The sequence below is a fragment of the Actinoplanes sp. NPDC049265 genome, from assembly GCF_043197135.1.
Classification (GTDB): domain Bacteria; phylum Actinomycetota; class Actinomycetes; order Mycobacteriales; family Micromonosporaceae; genus Actinoplanes.
The window spans coordinates 279,221-296,332 of the sequence record NZ_JBICSP010000005.1 but is presented as its reverse complement, the minus strand read 5'-3'; the positions used below and the strand labels follow the sequence as shown (position 1 = coordinate 296,332).

Genomic DNA, 17,112 nt, shown 5'->3' with positions numbered 1-17,112 from the left:
CACTGCCGCCCATTGTGATCGTCGCCTGACCTTGTAGGTTGTACGCGTTGAGATGGTCTCGTTCGCGCGCGTTGGGAGAGTGAACGTGTCCGAGTGGGAGCCGGCGACGGACGCCGAAAAGGCGATGCGCGACGCCTTGCGCACCGACGATCAGGAGTCCTACTTCCGCATCCTCGCCGGTGTCGACCTGCTCCTGCCCGTCTCCGCGGATGCGCTGGCCGGCCTCGCGCCGCTGGGCTGGGGCACGTGGAGCACCGGCGGGCGGACGCACGTGCTCGCTTTCACCTCCCCGTCCGCGCTGCAGGCGTGCCTGGCCGACTACACCGGCTCGGCGCGGCGGGTCGCGTACGCCGAGTTGGCCGAGACGTGGCCCAACCTGGAGTGGTGGCTCGCCGTCAACCCGGGGTTGCCGATCGAGGGCTACCTGCCGGCCTGGTTCGTGGCGCAGCTGTCCCGTGGCGACGTGCGCCTGCCCAAGCGCGGTCCCGGGCGCGAGACGCAGGATCTGGCCGGTGCGGCCCTGGGCGGCAAGTCCGGTTCTAGCCAGCAGGGCGGCCCGATGCCGCCGGCCGGTGGCGCGGGGCCCTCGGGTGCGCTGGCCGACGCCGGGTTCCGGCCTGGTGGTGGGGCCTTCCCGCCGGGTGCGGAGCTGCAGAAACGTACGCCGGGGGCGGCCGCCGCCTTCGGTAACCGGCCGCCGTCGTCGGCTGGTGGCGGCATGGCGCCGGCGACCGGCGGCGCCGCGAGCCGGAGTGGTTCGCCGGAAGCCCTGGGTGGCTCTCCGAGTGGTGGCTCCGGGTCGGGCGCCCTGGGCGGGTCTGGCTTCGGTGGTTCTGCTGGTGGTGGCTCGGGGCCGGGCGCTCCGGGTGGTTCTGGCTTCGGGGGTTCCTCCGGCGGTGGCTCGGGGCTGGGTGCCCCGGGGGTGGGCGGCTCGGGGTTCGGTGGTTCGCTGAGCGAAGGCTCGGGCGGAGCGTCGGCACCGTCGAGTGGCATCACCGGGACCCGGATGGGCGGCGCCCCGAGTGGCCCCGCGCCGACGAGTGCCCCGCCTAACTTCCCGCCCGCCCCGGCCAGTGCGCCGCCGGCGGCGAGTCCATCCGGCGCCCAACTCCCGACGCGGTCCGGGGAGCGCAACCCTTCCGGACAGCCCGGTCAGGTCGGACCGGGTGGTCTTCCGATTCGTACGCCGGGTGCCGTTCTGCCCAGCGGCCTGCCGTCGCGGGTGCCGCAGTCCAGCCAGGTGCCCACCGGCACGGCCGGCAGTGGCTTCGTCCCAGGTGGCTACGGGCGGGGTGGGAGCACGGCGGCCGAGTCCGGCCCCGAGGTCCCGGCCGCTTACAGCACCCCGAACGTGCCCGGCACAGCACCGTCGTCGGCCCCACCGGGCTCGCCGACCAGCGGCCCGGGTGGGCTCGGTGCGCCGACGAGCGGCGCCGGAGCGCTGGGTACGACCAGCGGCCCGGGAAGCCTGGGTACGCCGATCAGCGGCCCGGGTGGGTTTGGTGTGCCGACGAGTGGCGCCGGAGCGCTGGGTACGCCGACCAGTGGCGCGGGAGGCCTGGGCGGTCCGGGAGCGCCAGGTGTCTCCACCGGTGGCCCGAGCACCCAGCCGTCTTCGCTGAGCAACGGTCCGGCCGGCAACCGCAGCCCGCTGGGCTCCGACCAGGCGCCCGGCGCGCTGCCCAGACGCACCGCGCCGCCCAGCGGCACGCCAGCGAGCGGCATCCCAGCCGGCTCAGCGCCGGCAAGCGGCGCCCCGACCGGCGCGACCGCGTCGAGTGGCGCCCCGATGGGCGCCGGCCAGTCGAGCGGCGGCCCGGCGGGCAGCACACCATCCGGCGCCCCAATAAGCGGGCCTCCGGTGAGCGGCGCCCCAATGAGCGGCGCCCCAATGAGCGGCGCCCCAATGAGCGGCGCCCCAATGAGCGGCGCCCCAATGAGCGGCGCTCCGATGAGCGGCGCACCCGCCGGCGCCGGCAGCCGAGGTGCTTCGAGCAGTCCGGCCCCGACCGGCGGCGCCCTGCCACCTTTGCAGGATCTGCGCGGCCCGCTGCCCACTCGTACTCCGATGGCGCACACCCCGCCCGTACCCGGGCATATCACCACGCCGGAAGCTCCGACCGGCCTGCCGCGCCGGCAGCCGGGTGAGACACCGCCGAGCATGGCGGCCGCCGCGCAGGCGCTGACCGGCAACCGCACCACCACGCCGCCGCCGACCGAGACGCCGCGCCCCAACATCATGCCTCCGGTCGTGCCGGGAACCCCGGGCGCCGACGCCGGCCATCCGGCGCGTAACCCGTTCGCGTCATCGGCCACGACCCGCCCGGAGCCCCAGGCCGCCACCCGGCCGGAAGCCCACGCCGCCACCCGCCCGGAGTCCCAGGCCACGATCAGTCCGGAGGCCCAAGCCGGCGCGCGCCCAGGGACGGCGCGGCCTGAGTTCCAGGCCGGCACCCGCCCAGACACGACCCGCCCGGAATTCCAGCCCACGACGGGCCCGGCGTCCCAGTCCGCGCCGCGCCCGGACCTCGCGGTCACGACGCGCTTCGAGTCACCGGCCGTGACGCGACCGGGATCCGTGGCACCGGAGGGCGGCCCGGCGGCGCAGGGTCAGGACTCGGACTTCTCCCCGGCCAACGCCGTCGAGCGTGACCTGCTGGCCGCGGCCGACGAGCACAGCACCGACTCCTTCCTGTCCACGTTGCTGCTGGCCACCGTGCTGGTGCCGGTGGCCGACAACTCGCGGCCGGGCAGCACCCCGGGCGAGTCGGGCTTCGTCTTCCGCACCGAGGAGATGGACGGCGGCACGTTCCTGGTGGTGTTCACCAGCCGGGACCGGATCGCCGAACACCATGATCACCCGGTGCGCACGGCGCCGACCAAGTTCCTCGAGCTGATCCGCAACTGGCCCGACCCGAACTGGTCGTTCGCCGTCAACCCGGGCTCGCCGGTCGGCGCCAAGTATCCGGGTTCGCAGATCATCGCGCTGGCCAGCTGGGCCGACGAGGCCGGTCTGGGCGTCGAGCCGGAGGAGCGGGCCGAGAAGGCGGCGCCGGTTCCGCAGCGGGCCAGCGACGCCGCCCAGCATGCCACGGTCATGCAGAAGACGGTTCCGCCCAGCCAGGTCGACTTCTTCATGGACCGGGGGTACGACCGGGTGGCCGGCTTCGTGCATCGGGCCAACGAGGTCGAGCATCTGCGGACACCGGGTGAGCTGTTTGCCGCGCTGGGGCTGGTGTACGAGGGTTCGCCGTTCGCGCCGGACGCCAAGGAGGCGTTTGTGCTGCGCTGGCCCGCGTACCGGCCGAGCCTGTATCGGATCCCGTACGGCGGGCAGAGTGAGCAGGCGCTGCGGGCGATGGACGGCTGGGTGATCGAGCGGCCGCCGTTCCGGGGCAACGGTTTCGCCCCGGGTGAGGGCCGCGATGTGGTCGCCGAGTTCAAGGTGGACAGTGTCCGGCTGCCGCACGGCGCGCAGCTGTGGCGGATGGACGCGGACGGCACCGAGAAGATGGTCGCCATCTTCGACGCGGACGCCCCGCAGTGGCGCAAGGTCGGTGAGCAGTGATGCGGGACGGCTACGTGGTCAACTGGCAGGGGCAGGAATTCGAGGCCGTGCCGGACGGCGACAACGTGCGGGTGTACGCGCCCGAGCCGGCCGACGGCTTCCATGAGGTGCGCCCGGGGCGTTTCGCCCGGGTGCTGCAGCCGCACGAGTTCGACGAGCTGATCTACGTACGCACCACCTGCTCGTGGCGCGGCCAGCCGTTCATCGTGCTGGCCGAATCCGAGCAGTGGCTGCGCGTCGAATACACCGGCGGCCGCGCCCCGATCGCCCGCCAGCTCGGCCTGGAGGAGTTCGACTACGGCGTCTACCAGGGGTGGGCCCCGCAGCACGAGGTCACTGACCTTTACGAGCACCGGGTCTAGGGCGTCGTCTTCACCCAGCGGAGGATCTCGCCGGTCACCATGGACGGGGCCTCCCGGTGGAGGAAGTGCCCGACGTCGGGGACGAGGCGCCACTCGTACGGCGCCACCACGTAACGTCCCGAGCCCTGCGCCGTGCGCGCCAGGATGGCCGTGTCCCGTTCACCGTGCAGGTGCAGGGTCGGCGTGGTCAGCGGCGTCTGCATCGCCTTGACGAACCGGTATCCCTGCAGCCGCAGCGTCGACCGGAAGACCCAGCGGTACGCCTCCAGCGCGCAGAACGCCGCCTGCGGGATCTGCATCGCCACCCGGCACTTGGCCACGTAGTCGGCGTACTCGGGCGTCGCAGTCCAGGCCGGGCCGCTCCATCGCTCCATCAGCTCGCCCACCTCGGCCGCGTCGTCCTTGGTCAGGGCGTGCTCGTACCGTGGCACCTGGAATTTGAGGATCGGCGCGGTGGCCGCCATCTGGCCGCGCGGGTCGACGAAGAGTGCCGCCCGCAGGCGCAGTGGATGGGCGGCGCCGAGGACGACCATCCGGCTGATCATCTTGGGGTGGAAGGCGGCCGCGGCCCAGCCGATCATGCCGCCGGCGCCCGCCCCGACCAGCATCGCCGAGCGTTCGCCGAGGGCCCGGATCAGTCCGGTGATGTCCGCGGCCAGCGTGTATCCGTCGTACCCCCGTGGCGGTTTGTCGCTTGCGCCGTAACCCCGCAGGTCGATCGCGACCGCCCGGAAGCCCGCGTCGGCCACCTCGGTCATGATGTCGTGCCAGGCCCACCAGAACTCGGGGAAGCCGTGCAGGAAAAGCACGAGCGGCCCGGTGCCGGCCTCGACCACGTGGAACCGGCTGCCGTTGGCGCCGACGAACCGGTGGGTCCAGGGGCCCTCGATCAGCACGGACGTGTCGTCGACCATGCCGAGAAGGCTACGCGCAGCGAAGAGCGCCCGGAGGCCGCAGCCCCCGGGCGCTCAGGAACGAACGGTCAGCTGATGCGGATCTTCATGGTGGTGTCGTTCTGCTCCACGACGCGGATCTTGACGCCGACCGCAGGCAGCTTCACTCCGGCGTACGGAATGGCCGGGTCGAAGTAGGAACGCGTGTCGTCGAACAGCGGCACGGCGGCCTTGCCCCGGATCAGCGACGGCTTGCCGTTGACGTGCAGGGTCATCGAGTCGGCCTTGGTCAGGCTGAACGGTGCGTCGTACAGCATGATCCGGGACCGCCACGGGTTGCCCTCGATGTTGTAGATCGCGTCGGGGTGCGCGTCCACGTAGAGGTTGCGGCCGGAGCCGGGGTGAACGTTGACGTTGTTGTCGCGCCAGGCCGAGTTGGCGTACGAGATCAACAGACCCTTCTGGTACGCGAAGTGCTCGGCCCACAGCGGCTTGGCCGGCCAGCCGAAGTTGTACGGACCGGTCAGCAGGTACTTGCCGAACGACGTGTGGGTTCGGTAACCGGCGATGTAGAAGTTGTCGTACGAGCCGGTGGTCGTCGAGCCGACCGTTGTCCAGCCCTTGGCCGTCCAGGTCAGGGGGCCTTCGGCGCCGTCGACGGACTGCGTCTCGCCGTTGACCTTGATGGTCAGGTCGTCGCCGAAGAAGCCGCCCTCGGCCACCCCGAGGTCGGTGGCGTAGCGCAGGCGCAGCTGGATCTGCTGCCCGAGGAAGGCGTCCAGCGGTACGGACAGGTTGGCCCAGGCCGGGTGCTCACCGGTGATGGCCGGCCGCTTCGAGGTGTCCTTTCCGAATGGCTGCCCGTCGATGGTGCCGCCGACCGGGGCCCAGTTCTTGCCGTTGGTGGACACCTCGACGTACAGGTAGTCGAAGCCGTCCTCGACGTTCCAGCGGCCCTTGAGATCGAACGACGCGCTGGTCGCGGAGGTCAGGTCGACCGCCTTGGTCAGGGTGTTCTGCAGGTTGTCGTCGTTGCCGGAGAACCACTGCTTGGCACCGGCGTACGGCGCTCCGAGGTCCTCGGTCCGCACGATGTCGGGCAGCACCACCACCGCGGCCTGCGCGTTGTCGGTGTTGTACTCCTCCGGGCCGAGGACGATGGTCTTCTTGCGGCCGGCCGGGACGACGTCGTAGGCCAGCCAGCCGAGCTGCAGCTTGTTCCAGGCGCCGAGGTCGCCGGGGCGGCTGCCGACCGGCTCGCCGGCCGCGTTGAGCCGGCTCTGAGCCATCAGCGACCAGTACTCGGTGTTGTTGTTGGCGCCGCCGGAGGTGTCGTAGTCGTCCGGCAGGCCCAGGTCGTGGCCGTATTCGTGGGCGAAGACGCTCAGGCCGCCGTTCTCCGGCTGCACGGTGTAGTCGCCGATCCAGAAGCCGGTGTCGCCGATCTGGGCGCCGCCGTCCAGGTTGCCCTCGGGGCCGGTGCTGCCGCCGCGCAGGTCCTGGAACGCGTACGAGCGGTGCGACCAGATGGCGTCCTCGCCCTGCTGGCGGTCACCGTCGGCCTCGTCACCGCCGGCGTGCACGATCTGGAAGTGGTCGAGGTAGCCGTCCGGCTCGTTGAAGTCGCCGTCGTTGTCGTAGTCGTAGCGGTCGTACGTGTCGAACGAGGCCAGGTCGGCCTTGATCTGCGCGTCGGTGCGACCGGCGGCCTTCTGGTCGGCCACCCACTGGTTGGCCGCGTCCTGGATGAGGAACCAGGTGTACGTGCCGCAGTCGCCGTTGGCGTCGCAGTCGCGGCCGTACCGGGCCTCGTTGTAGCGCACCTTGACCCAGTCGGTGACTTCGCCGTCGACGCTGTAGCGCCCGGACGACTGGGCCTCGTAGAAGGTCTTCAGCGATTCGACGCCGGCACCGGAGCCGAAGTAGAGCTGCTGGTAGTGCTCGCGGTTGTAGTCGGCCTGCCAGATCGTCTTGTTGTCGACCGAGCGGTCCGGGGCCGGGATGCTGTTGTGCGTCGGGCCGTCGAAGGTGGCCGGGCCGGCCGTGTTCGGGTCGGTGTCCACATCGGGGAAGTCCGGGTGCCGCTCGTTGCCGAACTCGGCCAGGATCACGAAGATCCGATCGGTCTTCTCCCGGGCCAGCTCCACATATGTGCCGTCGGCCAGCCTCGCCACCGTGCTGGCGCCACGTTTCTGAGTCTTGAGCTTGCCCTTGAGGACGTCGTTGATCGCCTTCTGGCGCTTGTCGCGACGCTTTTCCTCGAGGGCGTTGGGGTAATCGTCGACCCCGGTCCGCTTGGCGGCCGTGACCGTTCCGTCCGGCGGTGCCGCTGAGGCCACGGTCGGCAGGGTTGCGCCGATCGCGGTGACCACCGCGGCGCCAAGCAGTCCTGCGACCACTTTGCGCACGTCTATACCTCCGTTGACAGGAGCCCCCGGTCAGGGGCTCCCGCCAACGTATGCGCATGTCTCAATCAAAAGAAGACCTGTCAGTCCTCCGACTTGCGATCCTTCATGCCAGAAGAGATGAGTTCCATCACCGCGGAGTCCTGCAGCGTCGTCACGTCGCCGAGGGACCGGTGCTCGGCCACGTCCTTGAGCAGGCGACGCATGATCTTGCCGGATCGGGTCTTGGGCAGTTCCGGTACGAGCATGATCTGTCGCGGCTTGGCGATCGGCCCGAGCTTCTTGGCCACGTGGTTGCGCAGCTCCTTGATCAGCTCCTCGCCGGCGTCGCCCGCGGTGTCCACGTTGCCGCGCGGAATGGTGAACGCCACGATGGCCTGGCCGGTCGTCGGGTCGGTCGCGCCGACCACCGCCGCCTCGGCCACCGACGGGTGCGACACCAGAGCCGACTCGACCTCGGTGGTCGAGATGTTGTGGCCGGACACCAGCATCACGTCGTCGACCCGGCCGAGCAGCCACAGGTCGCCGTCATCGTCCTTCTTGGCCCCGTCACCGGCGAAGTAGATCCATTTGTCGCCGTGCCCTTGGGCCGCGGAGCGGTTTTGGTTCTCCGCGCCGTCCGAAGGACCAGGCGCCGGTTGCGACGCAGCGCCGGCGCCGAAGCGCGACCAGTACGTGTCGATGAACCGCTTGTCGTCGCCCCAGATCGTGCGCAGCATCGACGGCCAGGGCTCGGTCAGCACCAGGAAGCCACCGCCGCCGTTGGGCACCGGCTCGGCCGTGTCGTCGACGACGTCGGCCGAGACGCCGGGCAGCGGGGTCATCGCCGAGCCGGGCTTGGACGCGGTGACACCGGGCAGCGGTGAGATCATGATGCCGCCGGTCTCGGTCTGCCACCAGGTGTCGACGATCGGGCTCTTCTCCCGGCCGACGTTTTCCCTGTACCACATCCAGGCCTCGGGGTTGATCGGCTCGCCGACGCTGCCGAGCACGCGCAGCGACGACAGATCGTATTTGGCCGGGATGTCGTCGCCCCACTTCATCATGGTGCGGATCAGCGTCGGTGCGGTGTACATGATGGACACCTTGTACTTGTCGACGATGTCCCAGAAGCGGCCCTTGTGCGGGGTGTCCGGCGTGCCCTCGTACATCACCTGGGTGGCGCCGTTGGAGAGCGGTCCGTAGACGATGTACGAGTGGCCGGTGACCCAGCCGATGTCGGCCGTGCACCAGTAGACGTCGGTCTCGGGCTTCAGATCGAAAACGGCGTTGTGGGTGTACGAGACCTGAGTCAGGTAACCGCCGGTGGTGTGCAGGATGCCCTTGGGCTTTCCGGTAGTACCCGAGGTGTAGAGAATGAAGAGTGGGTGCTCGCTGTCGAAGGCCTGCGGGGTGTGTTCCGGGCTGGCCTGCTCGACCGTGTCGTGCCACCACAGGTCCTTTTCACCCCAGGTCACGTCCTGGCCGGTGCGGCGGACGACCAGCACGTGCTCGATGCTCGGGCACTGGGCCACGGCCTCGTCCACGGTCGGCTTGAGCGCTGACGGCTTGCCGCGGCGGTAGCCACCGTCGGCGGTGATCACCAGCTTGGCGTCGGCGTCCTGGATGCGGGTGGACAGCGCGTCGACCGAGAAGCCGCCGAAGACCACGCTGTGCAGAGCGCCGATCCGGGCGCAGGCCAGCATCGCGACCGCGGCCTCGGGGATCATCGGCAGGTAGATCGCGACCCGGTCGCCGGCCGTGACGCCCAGCTCGGTCAGCGCGTTGGCCGCCTGGCTGACGCTCTTGAGCAGGTCGTTGTAGGTGACCGTGCGGGTGTCGTCCTCGGGCTCACCGACCCAGTGGATCGCGACCTTGTCGCCGTGACCGGCCTCGACGTGCCGGTCGACGCAGTTGTAGGCGACGTTCAGCTCGCCGCCCAGGAACCACTTCGCGAACGGCGGGTTGGACCAGTCGACCGCCTGGTCCCACTGCTTCGACCAGGTGAGCCGGCGGGCCTGCTCCTCCCAGAAACCGATGCGGTCGGCGGCGGCCCGCTCGTACGCTTCGGCTTTGACGTTGGCCTCCGCGGCGAGCGCCTCCGGCGGCGGGAACTGCCGCGTCTCCGAGTACAAATTCTCCAGGCTCTTGCTCATGAGGGCGGCTCCTCTGCCGTGACCGGGGATTTCTCGTACGACACTAGTTCTGCCGGGCGGACCCGGCGAGGGTGGCTGTGGATAACGCGCCCTGTGGTTGGCCGTGCGCGCCGGTTGGTGGGTTGGTGCGTGTTACTGCTCGAATCCTGCCGTATTCGAGCCCATCGGCGCATCATCCGGGCTGTTCGCCGCGCTGGTTTTGCCCTGAACCGCAGCTCGAACCGGCCGGTGGCCCACCTATACCGTGGTCACGTGCCCACCGATCCTCTCGCGCCCCTGCTCGAGCTCGCCGACGTCGCCCCCGCCCTGGCCGAGGCGCAGGCCCGGGTGGACGCCGCGATGCGGCACCGGGCGCTGCGCCGCCAGGGCGGACGGGTCGCGGCCGAGATCAGCTTGCGCTCGGCGGTGGCTTCCGCTGGTCTCGAGGGTCACGGGTACGACCTGGAGGACGTACGCGCCGGAACCGTGACCGACCCCGTCGTGCAGGGCGCGTTGCGTGTCTACGAGGGACTCGGTGGCCTGGTCGACCTTTGGCCCAGGGCGCCCCGGCAGGTGCTGGCGCGGCTGCACGTGCTGGCCGCCCGCGACGTCGTGCCGCCCGCCGACCTGGGTCGCCCGCTCACCGGCGCCGACCGCATCGACGCACTCACCGCCCTGGTGGCCGGCAACGAGACCACGTCGCCGATGTTGCTCGCCGCGATCGTGCACGCCGAACTGCTCACGGTGCGTCCGTTCGCCGGCCCGGCCGGGGTGGTGGCCCGGGCCGCGGCGCGCCTCGCGCTCATCGCCCGCGGCTTCGACCCCCGCGGTCTGGTCGCGGCCGAGGTGGGTCACGCTTCCCGCGAGCCTGAGTACGTGGGTGCGTCCAACGCTTACGCCACGGGTACGCCGGACGGCCTCCGTTCCTGGCTGAGGCACTACACGACCGCCGTGGGGGCCGGCGCGGACGAACTGGTGGCCGTCGGTGATGGGGTGCTCGCGACGGCCTAACAGGCTAGATGCCACTCACCCGGATGGTGCCGTTCTGCGTCGTTTTCCCGGCGATCGTGTATCGACTTGGCATACTTGCGCGCGTGAACTTTGCCGAATCCGATTCGTGGGTGCGTCCGTACACTCCCGGCAACGGCCGCTGGCTGGTCATCGGCTGGGAGGTGATCGCGCTCGGGATCCTCGGTTGGACCAGCGTCGATACGTTCGGCCTGGACTGGCACGGGATCAGGATCATGGCGTCCGTCCTGGCCATCGTCTGGGTCGTCGGGTCGTGGCGGATCCTGCTGATGGGCGCCTACGTCAGCTCGCGCGGGCTGCGGATACAGGGCCTGGTGCGGTCGCGGACGCTGACCTGGCAGGAGATCGCCCACGTACGCCTGCACAAGGCCACCCACCGCCTCGGCCCGTGGGAGATCGAGAGCGGCATGACCGTGCTGATCGAACGCCCGGACGGCACGACGGTCAACACCGAACTGTGGGCCCAGGGCGTCGACTTCCATTCGCGCCCGAAGGTCTTCAAGGCCGTCTACCACGAGCTCCGCAACCGCCACCTCGCCGCGGTCAACGCCCGAGCGCTTCGCCCCTGAAATTGAAGAACGGCGCCTCGATGGGCGCCGTTCTTTCGCGCGTCCGGACCGGGATATCAAGCGTGCACCTGGGTCGTTGTCGGCAGTCCTGAAGCCGCCTCTCGGTGGCTGAGGTCCCGCCGCAACGTGCCTGCCGTGGCTGATCGCGCGTGGGTTCCCGGTGGCCGTGCACGGGATCCGATCTCTCAACTCCCGCTCGTTCTTTCTACGCCCGCCGCCGCATGATCGCCATGGGTTCGGCCCGCAAAGTTGGACTTACCCTAATCAGTCAGACACTTCGGAGTCACCGAGCGGACCGGGCCTGTCCGGCTGCTCGTGCGCGGGCCCGCGGCTGTCCGGCCATGGCCGCGCGGGCCCTGCGGTGGCGGCCGTAGATGGCCAGGCCGATGGCCACGCCGACGCCGAGGCTGAGGGCGGCCGCGGCCACCGGCACGGCCGGGCGCTCGCGAAGACGGCGGCCCAGCGGGATCGGGTGGCGGAACTCGAGGATCGGCCACGAGTGCTCGATCGCCACCTTGCGCAGGTTGCGGCTCGGGTTGACCGCGCTCGGGTGGCCGACCGTCTGCAACAGCGGGAGGTCGCTGCTGGAATCGGAGTACGCGTAACACTCGGACAGGTCGTAGCCGCGGTCGCCGGCCATCTCGCGTACCCCATCGGCCTTGTTCTCCCCGGCCGCGTAGAACTCGATCTCGCCGCTGTAGCGCCCGTCGACCACACCCATGCGGGTGGCGATGATGTCGGTGATGCCGAGCAGCGCGCCGATCGGGCGGACCATCTCCTCGCCCGAGGCGGACACCAGGACCACGTCGCGGCCGGCGGCCTGGTGCTCGCCGATGAGCGTGGCGGCCTCGGCGTACACATAGGGGTTGATCAGCTCGTCCAGGGTCTCGGCGACGATCTGGCGCACCTGCTCGACCCGCCAGCCCTTGCACAGCGCGGCCAGATAGTCGCGCATGCGGGCCATGGTCTGCTCGTCGGTGCCGCCCAGCCGGAAGATCAACTGCGAATAGGCGCTCTTGACGACATCCTGCCGGCTGATCAGGCCGTCACGATAGAAAGGCCGTCCGAAGGCCAGCGCGCTGGACTTGGCGATGACGGTCTTGTCGAGGTCGAAAAACGCGGCGCTGCGCCCCACGGGCCGAAAGTGTAACGGTTCGCGTCGGCCACGCCGGCCATCCCGCACAGCTGACGCAAAGAAACTGGCAAGAACGGCCTACTCGGTTACACGCGGTACTCGACGGTCGGCCTATGCTGAGGCAGACTTGTGTTGCGACAGAGATTCATGTTGCATCCCTGGCTGAGTCATCTCGTTGAGACTCTCGGTGGTTGCGCCCCCCGCGATCACCGGGTCGATTCGGCTCGACCCCCCCGGAGCCGAATCCAGGGACGACCCCCGTCTCCCCCGACGGGGGTCGTCTTCTCTGCGGCTCAAGCGCCGGTGGCCTCGGTTGCCTCGAACCCGTCGGCGGTGTCATCGCTTTCGGACAGGCCGAACAACTCGGTCAGCCCGGTCACGGCCAGCACCCGGCGAAAACTGTGGGTCGGGTTGACCACGACGAGGCGGCAGTCGCGCTCGGCGGTGGCGTGATAGCCCTCGATCAACGCGCCCAAACCGGTCGAGTCGACGAACGACGCGCCCTCGAGGTCGACATACAGAACGGACGGCCGCAGGTTGGCGACCGCCTCGCGAATGCCGGTGGCGACGTCGTCGGCGTTCGCGAAGTCGACCTCGCCGATCACGGTGACGGTCGCCGTGCCGTCCCCGGCCGAGGCGCTCCGGATCGCGTTCTCCATGCCAATCTCCATCGCTCCAGGTCGGCAACAACATACCCAAGACCCGCGAACTCCACTCTTTCCCGTACGGGTTATCCACAGGCCTGGGAGTTATCCACAAGAAGATGATCTTCGCCCGCCGTGCCCGTCGCGGGCGAGCCACCGTGTGAGCCCACCGCTCACCTGGAGGCCCCTCGATGCCCGCATCGCGTCTTCCGCTCGTGGTCACCGCCGACCCCCGCCTGCTCGACGATCTCCTGCGCCTCGCCGCCGCCGGCGGCACCGAGGTCGAGGTCGCCACCGACCCGGTCGCCGCCCGTCCGCGCTACTCCGCCGCGTCGATCGTCATGATCGGCGCCGACCAGCTCCAGCCGTGCCTGCGCGCCCACCTCCCACGCCGCCGCCGGGTGGTCGTCGTCGGGCCGCACGGCATGCCGCCCGAGACATGGACGCACGCTCAACTGCTGGGCGCCGAGCACGGCGCCGCCCTGCCGGCGGCCGAGCCGTGGGTGGTCGACCGGTTCGCCGCACCCCGGTCCGACGAACCGCCGGGCGCCCGCGTGCTGGCCGTGATCGGCGGGTGCGGCGGTGCCGGCGCCAGCATCCTCGCCACCGCGCTGGCCGTCACCGGCGTGCGCTGCGGCCGGCGGGCCCTGCTGGTCGACGCCGACCCGCTCGGCGGCGGGCTCGACCTGGCGCTCGGCTGGGAACACGAGCCCGGCCTGCGCTGGTCCGCCCTGGCCGGCGCCGACGGACCGGTCGACCCGCCCGCCCTGATGCGGGCCCTGCCCAGCCAGGGCGACCTGGTGCTGCTGTCCTTCACCCAGGACGACGCGCTGGTCCAGGTGCCGGCCGAGGCGATGGCGGCCGCGCTCGACGCCGCCCGCCGGGGTCGTGACCTGGTCGTCGTCGACCTGCCCCGGCATCTCGACGACGCTGCCGCGCTGGCCCTCGACGCCGCCGACCAGACCCTGCTCGTGGTGCCGGCCGAGGTGCGGGCGGCCGCCGCCGCCCGCCGGGTCCGGAGCATGGTCGGCCACCACTGTGACGACCAGGCGGCGGTGGTGCGCGGCCCGGCGCCCGGCGGGCTCCGGCCGGAAGACGTGGCCCAGGCGGTGGGGTTGCCCCTGGCCGGGGCACTCGATCCGGAACCGGCGATGTGCGCGGCGCTGGAACGCGGCGAGCCACCCGCGCTCAACGGCAAAGGCCGGCTCGCCGCACTGTGCCGCGACCTGATCGGTGCGGCATGAGCGCGAAACTGGCCGCCCGGGTGCGGCAACAGCTGGCCTTGGAGGGTACGGAGGCGACACCGGCCGCCGTGGTCACGGCGGTGCGGTCGGAGACGCCCCACGCGGTCCTCGGCGACACGACGGTGCGGCGGCTGGCCGGGCGAGTCCACGACGAGCTGGTCGGGGCCGGGCCGCTCGCCCCGCTGCTGGCCGAGCCCTCGGTCACCGACGTGCTGGTCAACGGCACCGAGGTGTGGGTCGACCGCGGTGCCGGGCTGGTCCGGGCCGCGGTGCCGGTCGGAACCCCCGATGAGGTACGCCGATTGGCCCAGCGCCTCGCGGCCGCGTGTGGCCGGCGCCTGGACGACGGCCAGCCCTTCGCCGACGCCCGGCTGCCCGACGGCACCCGCCTGCACGCGGTGCTGCCGCCGGTCGCGACGGCCGGCCCGTACCTCTCGCTGCGGACCTTCCGCCGGCGCCCCTTCACCCTCGACGACCTGATCGCCGACGGCACCGTGCCGCCCGGCCCGGCCGAGGTGCTGGCCGCGATCGTGGCCGCCCGCCTGGCCTACCTGGTCACCGGCGGCACCGGCAGCGGCAAGACCACGCTGCTCGGCACGTTGCTCGGCCTGGTGCCGCCGACCGAGCGCATCGTGCTGGTCGAGGACGCGGCCGAGCTCCGGCCCACCCACCCGCACGTGGTGACGTTGCAGGCGCGCACGGCCAACGTCGAGGGAGCCGGCGCGGTCGGCCTGACCGATCTCGTCCGGCAGGCACTCCGCATGCGCCCCGATCGCCTGGTCGTCGGCGAGTGCCGGGGCGCCGAGATCGTCGACCTGCTCGGTGCGCTGAACACCGGCCACGAGGGCGGCGCCGGCACCCTGCACGCCAACGCGCCCGGCGACGTGCCGGCCCGACTGGAGGCGCTGGGGCTGCTGGGTGGGCTGCCGCGGGTGGCGCTGCACGCGCAGGTTCTGGCCGCGTTGCAGGTGGTGCTGCAGGTCCGGCGTACGCAATCCGGCCGCACCCTGGAATCGATCAGTGTCCTGGCCCCGAAGGGCGACGACCACCTGGCCACCGTGGTCCCGGCCTGGCACCGCACCACCGGCCGAGGCCCGGCCGCCGAGTCCTTGTCCCACCTCCTCACCTCCCGCGGCGTCAAGGTCCCACCCCTCCTCGCGTCCGCTCCGTCCCTCCCGCGGATTCCTCCTCCTTTGCGTGGGTCTTCTTCGGCGGCTGGCGGTCGGCCGGCCCGACCTTGGGCGGATCTGGTCGAGACCACGGACGACTCGGAGGCTGGGCCGGTCGCCCGGCGGCAGATCGCTCGCGAGGCTTCGGGCGAGCGGCCGGTGCGGCGCCGCCCCGGTGTCGAGGTGCTGGCCGGGATGCAGGCGTCCGACGGCTCGGAGGCGCGGCCGGGTGTGCTGGCGGTGAGCCGGGTATGAACGCGGGCTTCCGAGACTTGGCGCTCCTGCTGATGCTGGTCGCGCTGGTCGCTGTGCCGGCAGCGGCGCTGCGGTTCCGGCGGCTGCGGGTGCCGTTGCGGCGGCTCCGGTCGGCCGGCGGTGCCCCGCCGAAGGCGGCCGGCATCGAGGCGATGCGCCGGCACGTGACCCGGCTCGCGGCGTCGGATCCGCGGCGGCTGATGCTCGGCGGGACGATCACGGCGGCCGGGCTCGGGTTCGTCGCCGGGGGACCGGTTGCCGCTGTCGTCGCCGGCGTCTACGCGGTGTTGCTGCTGCGGGCGATTGCGCGAGGGATGGCGCGGCGGGCGGTGGCGGCCGCGCGTACGTCCAGCCTGGACGAACTGTGCTCGCTGGCCGGAGACCTGCGGGCCGGGTTGCCACCGAGCGCCGGCCGCACCGTGGACCTCGCCGACCGGCGGCTCGCCGAACTGACCGCCGCGGTCTGGCGCCTCGCCGAACGTACCGGCGCCCCCGCCGCCGACCTGGTCGAACGCATCGAGGACGACGCCCGGGCGGCCGACCGCGCCACCGCCACGGCGAAGGCGCAGGCGGCCGGGGCGCAGATGACCGCCCTGCTCCTGGCAGCCTTGCCGCTGGCCGGGATCGGGCTCGGCTACAGCATCGGCGCCGATCCGCTGCAGGTGCTGCTCGGCACGAGGGTGGGCGCCGGGTGCGCCGTGATAGCGGTCATGCTGCAGGCCGGTGGGCTGCTGTGGTGTGACCGGCTGATGGCCGGGGTGGCCCGATGACCGCCGATCGCGAGGTGTGCGGGGCCGAACGCTTCATGCGCAGCAGCGGGCCTTCGCGCGTACCCCTCAGGGCTTGCTGCGCGGCCGCGATCCTGCACGCAGCCGAAGGGGAGGCAACCAGCGCGCCCTTCATCTGCGCCGGACCCGGGCAGCTCACCAGCCGCACCCGGCCGGCGACGGGCGCGCGCCTGGCCGGCACCGGCGTCGCCGAGGCCAAGACCGCGCGCCTGGCCGCCACCGGCGTCGCCGAGGCCAAAGCCGCACGGCCGGGCGGGGCCGGTGATGCCGAGGCCGCGGTCGGCGCTTCCGGTGGGCGCTCATGACCGGGGGCCGGCGGGAGCGGCGGTTGCATCTGCTCATGGCGGTGGCGGTTGGTGCGGGCATTGCCGGGCTGGTCGGCACGTGGTGGGCGGTCGCGCCGGGGATCGGCGCCGGGTTCGGGGTGTGGCGGTTTCTCGGTACGCGGGAGCCCGGCCACGTGCGGGAGGCGCGCCTGCGGGCGGCCGTCGACCTGCCGTTGTGTGCCGATCTGCTGGCCGCCGCGTTGCGGGCCGGGGCACCGGTCGATCGGGCCGTGTTCGCGGTGGCCGAGGCGCTCGGTGGGCCGCTGGGGGAACGGCTGGAGCGGACGGCCCGATCGATGCGGCTCGGTGCCGGACCGGACGAGGCGTGGGCACATCTGTCCGATATAGAGGGCGCGGATCGCCTGGTAGCGGCAGCGATCCGGTCCACTGCGAGCGGCGGTGCCCTGGCCGGTGCGCTGACCCGGCTCACCGACGATCTGCGGGCCGGCCGGGGGTTCGCCGCCGAGGCCGCCGCTCAGCGGGCCGGGGTGCTCATCGTTTTGCCGCTCGGGCTGTGCTTCCTGCCCGCCTTCGTGCTCGCCGGCCTCGTGCCGGTGCTGGTCGCCCTGATCGGCGACGTGTTGTGAACCACCCCACCACAGTAAGGAGAT

The 17,112-nt window shown here is 71.8% G+C and carries 13 protein-coding genes and 1 pseudogene; 9 read left to right on the top strand and 5 right to left on the bottom strand.

The window, feature by feature from the left end; all coding sequences use genetic code 11:
* Positions 1–85: 85 nt before the first annotated feature.
* Both ACGFIO_RS15955 and ACGFIO_RS15950 read left to right on the top strand, forming a co-directional pair.
* Positions 86–3,568 carry an SseB family protein gene (locus tag ACGFIO_RS15955; RefSeq protein ID WP_392826843.1) on the top strand — a complete coding sequence of 1,161 codons (3,483 nt, stop codon included), beginning with the start codon at positions 86–88 and terminating at the stop codon, positions 3,566–3,568.
* Positions 3,565–3,930: a hypothetical protein gene (locus ACGFIO_RS15950; RefSeq protein ID WP_392826841.1), complete on the top strand. Its 366-nt coding sequence runs from the start codon at positions 3,565–3,567 to the stop codon at positions 3,928–3,930. Before ACGFIO_RS15955 ends, ACGFIO_RS15950 begins: the two co-directional genes overlap by 4 nt.
* Here the strand turns inward: ACGFIO_RS15950 and ACGFIO_RS15945 are convergent.
* The 3 genes from ACGFIO_RS15945 to acs all read right to left on the bottom strand — a co-directional run bounded on the left by ACGFIO_RS15945 (position 3,927) and on the right by acs (position 9,363).
* Positions 3,927–4,844: an alpha/beta fold hydrolase gene (locus tag ACGFIO_RS15945; RefSeq protein ID WP_392826839.1), complete on the bottom strand. Its 918-nt coding sequence runs from the start codon at positions 4,842–4,844 to the stop codon at positions 3,927–3,929. The genes ACGFIO_RS15950 and ACGFIO_RS15945 overlap by 4 nt on opposite strands.
* 68 nt (positions 4,845–4,912) lie before the next feature.
* Positions 4,913–7,231, bottom strand: coding sequence for an immune inhibitor A domain-containing protein (locus ACGFIO_RS15940; RefSeq protein WP_392826837.1), 2,319 nt, complete (start codon positions 7,229–7,231; stop codon positions 4,913–4,915).
* Between the two features lie 80 nt (positions 7,232–7,311).
* On the bottom strand, positions 7,312–9,363 hold the full coding sequence (acs, locus tag ACGFIO_RS15935; protein ID WP_392826835.1) for an acetate--CoA ligase: 2,052 nt from the start codon (positions 9,361–9,363) through the stop codon (positions 7,312–7,314).
* Between the two features lie 252 nt (positions 9,364–9,615).
* Between acs and ACGFIO_RS15930 the strand changes: the two genes are divergently transcribed.
* Positions 9,616–10,353, top strand: a complete 738-nt coding sequence (locus ACGFIO_RS15930) for an oxidoreductase (protein WP_392826833.1) — start codon at positions 9,616–9,618, stop codon at positions 10,351–10,353.
* Positions 10,354–10,436: 83 nt separating this feature from the next.
* Complete coding sequence (locus ACGFIO_RS15925; protein ID WP_392826831.1) at positions 10,437–10,940, top strand: PH domain-containing protein; 504 nt, start codon at positions 10,437–10,439, stop codon at positions 10,938–10,940.
* Between the two features lie 283 nt (positions 10,941–11,223).
* On the opposite strand, the gene ACGFIO_RS15920 is transcribed toward ACGFIO_RS15925, so the two are convergent.
* Together ACGFIO_RS15920 and ACGFIO_RS15915 are read right to left on the bottom strand one after the other, a co-directional pair.
* On the bottom strand, positions 11,224–12,075 hold the full coding sequence (locus ACGFIO_RS15920) for an HAD family hydrolase (RefSeq protein ID WP_392826830.1): 852 nt from the start codon (positions 12,073–12,075) through the stop codon (positions 11,224–11,226).
* Between the two features lie 293 nt (positions 12,076–12,368).
* Entirely contained in the window at positions 12,369–12,734 is a 366-nt protein-coding gene (locus tag ACGFIO_RS15915) for an STAS domain-containing protein (RefSeq protein ID WP_392826828.1), read from the bottom strand.
* Between the two features lie 176 nt (positions 12,735–12,910).
* On the opposite strand from ACGFIO_RS15915, the gene ssd reads away from it, so the two are divergent.
* The 5 genes and pseudogenes from ssd to ACGFIO_RS15890 all read left to right on the top strand — a co-directional run bounded on the left by ssd (position 12,911) and on the right by ACGFIO_RS15890 (position 17,088).
* The gene (gene ssd, locus ACGFIO_RS15910) at positions 12,911–13,963 is read left to right on the top strand and encodes a septum site-determining protein Ssd (protein ID WP_392826827.1); all 1,053 of its coding nucleotides are present in this window, start codon (positions 12,911–12,913) and stop codon (positions 13,961–13,963) included.
* Positions 13,960–15,120: pseudogene (locus ACGFIO_RS15905) on the top strand (TadA family conjugal transfer-associated ATPase); the annotation flags it as partial. The gene ssd and the pseudogene ACGFIO_RS15905, both read left to right, overlap by 4 nt.
* Positions 15,121–15,404: 284 nt before the next feature.
* A complete protein-coding gene (locus ACGFIO_RS15900; RefSeq protein ID WP_392826826.1) occupies positions 15,405–16,157 on the top strand; it encodes a hypothetical protein in 753 nt (250 codons plus the stop codon).
* The gene (locus ACGFIO_RS15895; protein ID WP_392826824.1) at positions 16,154–16,480 is read left to right on the top strand and encodes a hypothetical protein; all 327 of its coding nucleotides are present in this window, start codon (positions 16,154–16,156) and stop codon (positions 16,478–16,480) included. The genes ACGFIO_RS15900 and ACGFIO_RS15895 overlap by 4 nt, the downstream gene beginning before the upstream one ends.
* Positions 16,477–17,088, top strand: a complete 612-nt coding sequence (locus ACGFIO_RS15890) for a type II secretion system F family protein (protein ID WP_392826822.1) — start codon at positions 16,477–16,479, stop codon at positions 17,086–17,088. Before ACGFIO_RS15895 ends, ACGFIO_RS15890 begins: the two co-directional genes overlap by 4 nt.
* The last annotated feature ends 24 nt before the right edge of the window (positions 17,089–17,112 follow it).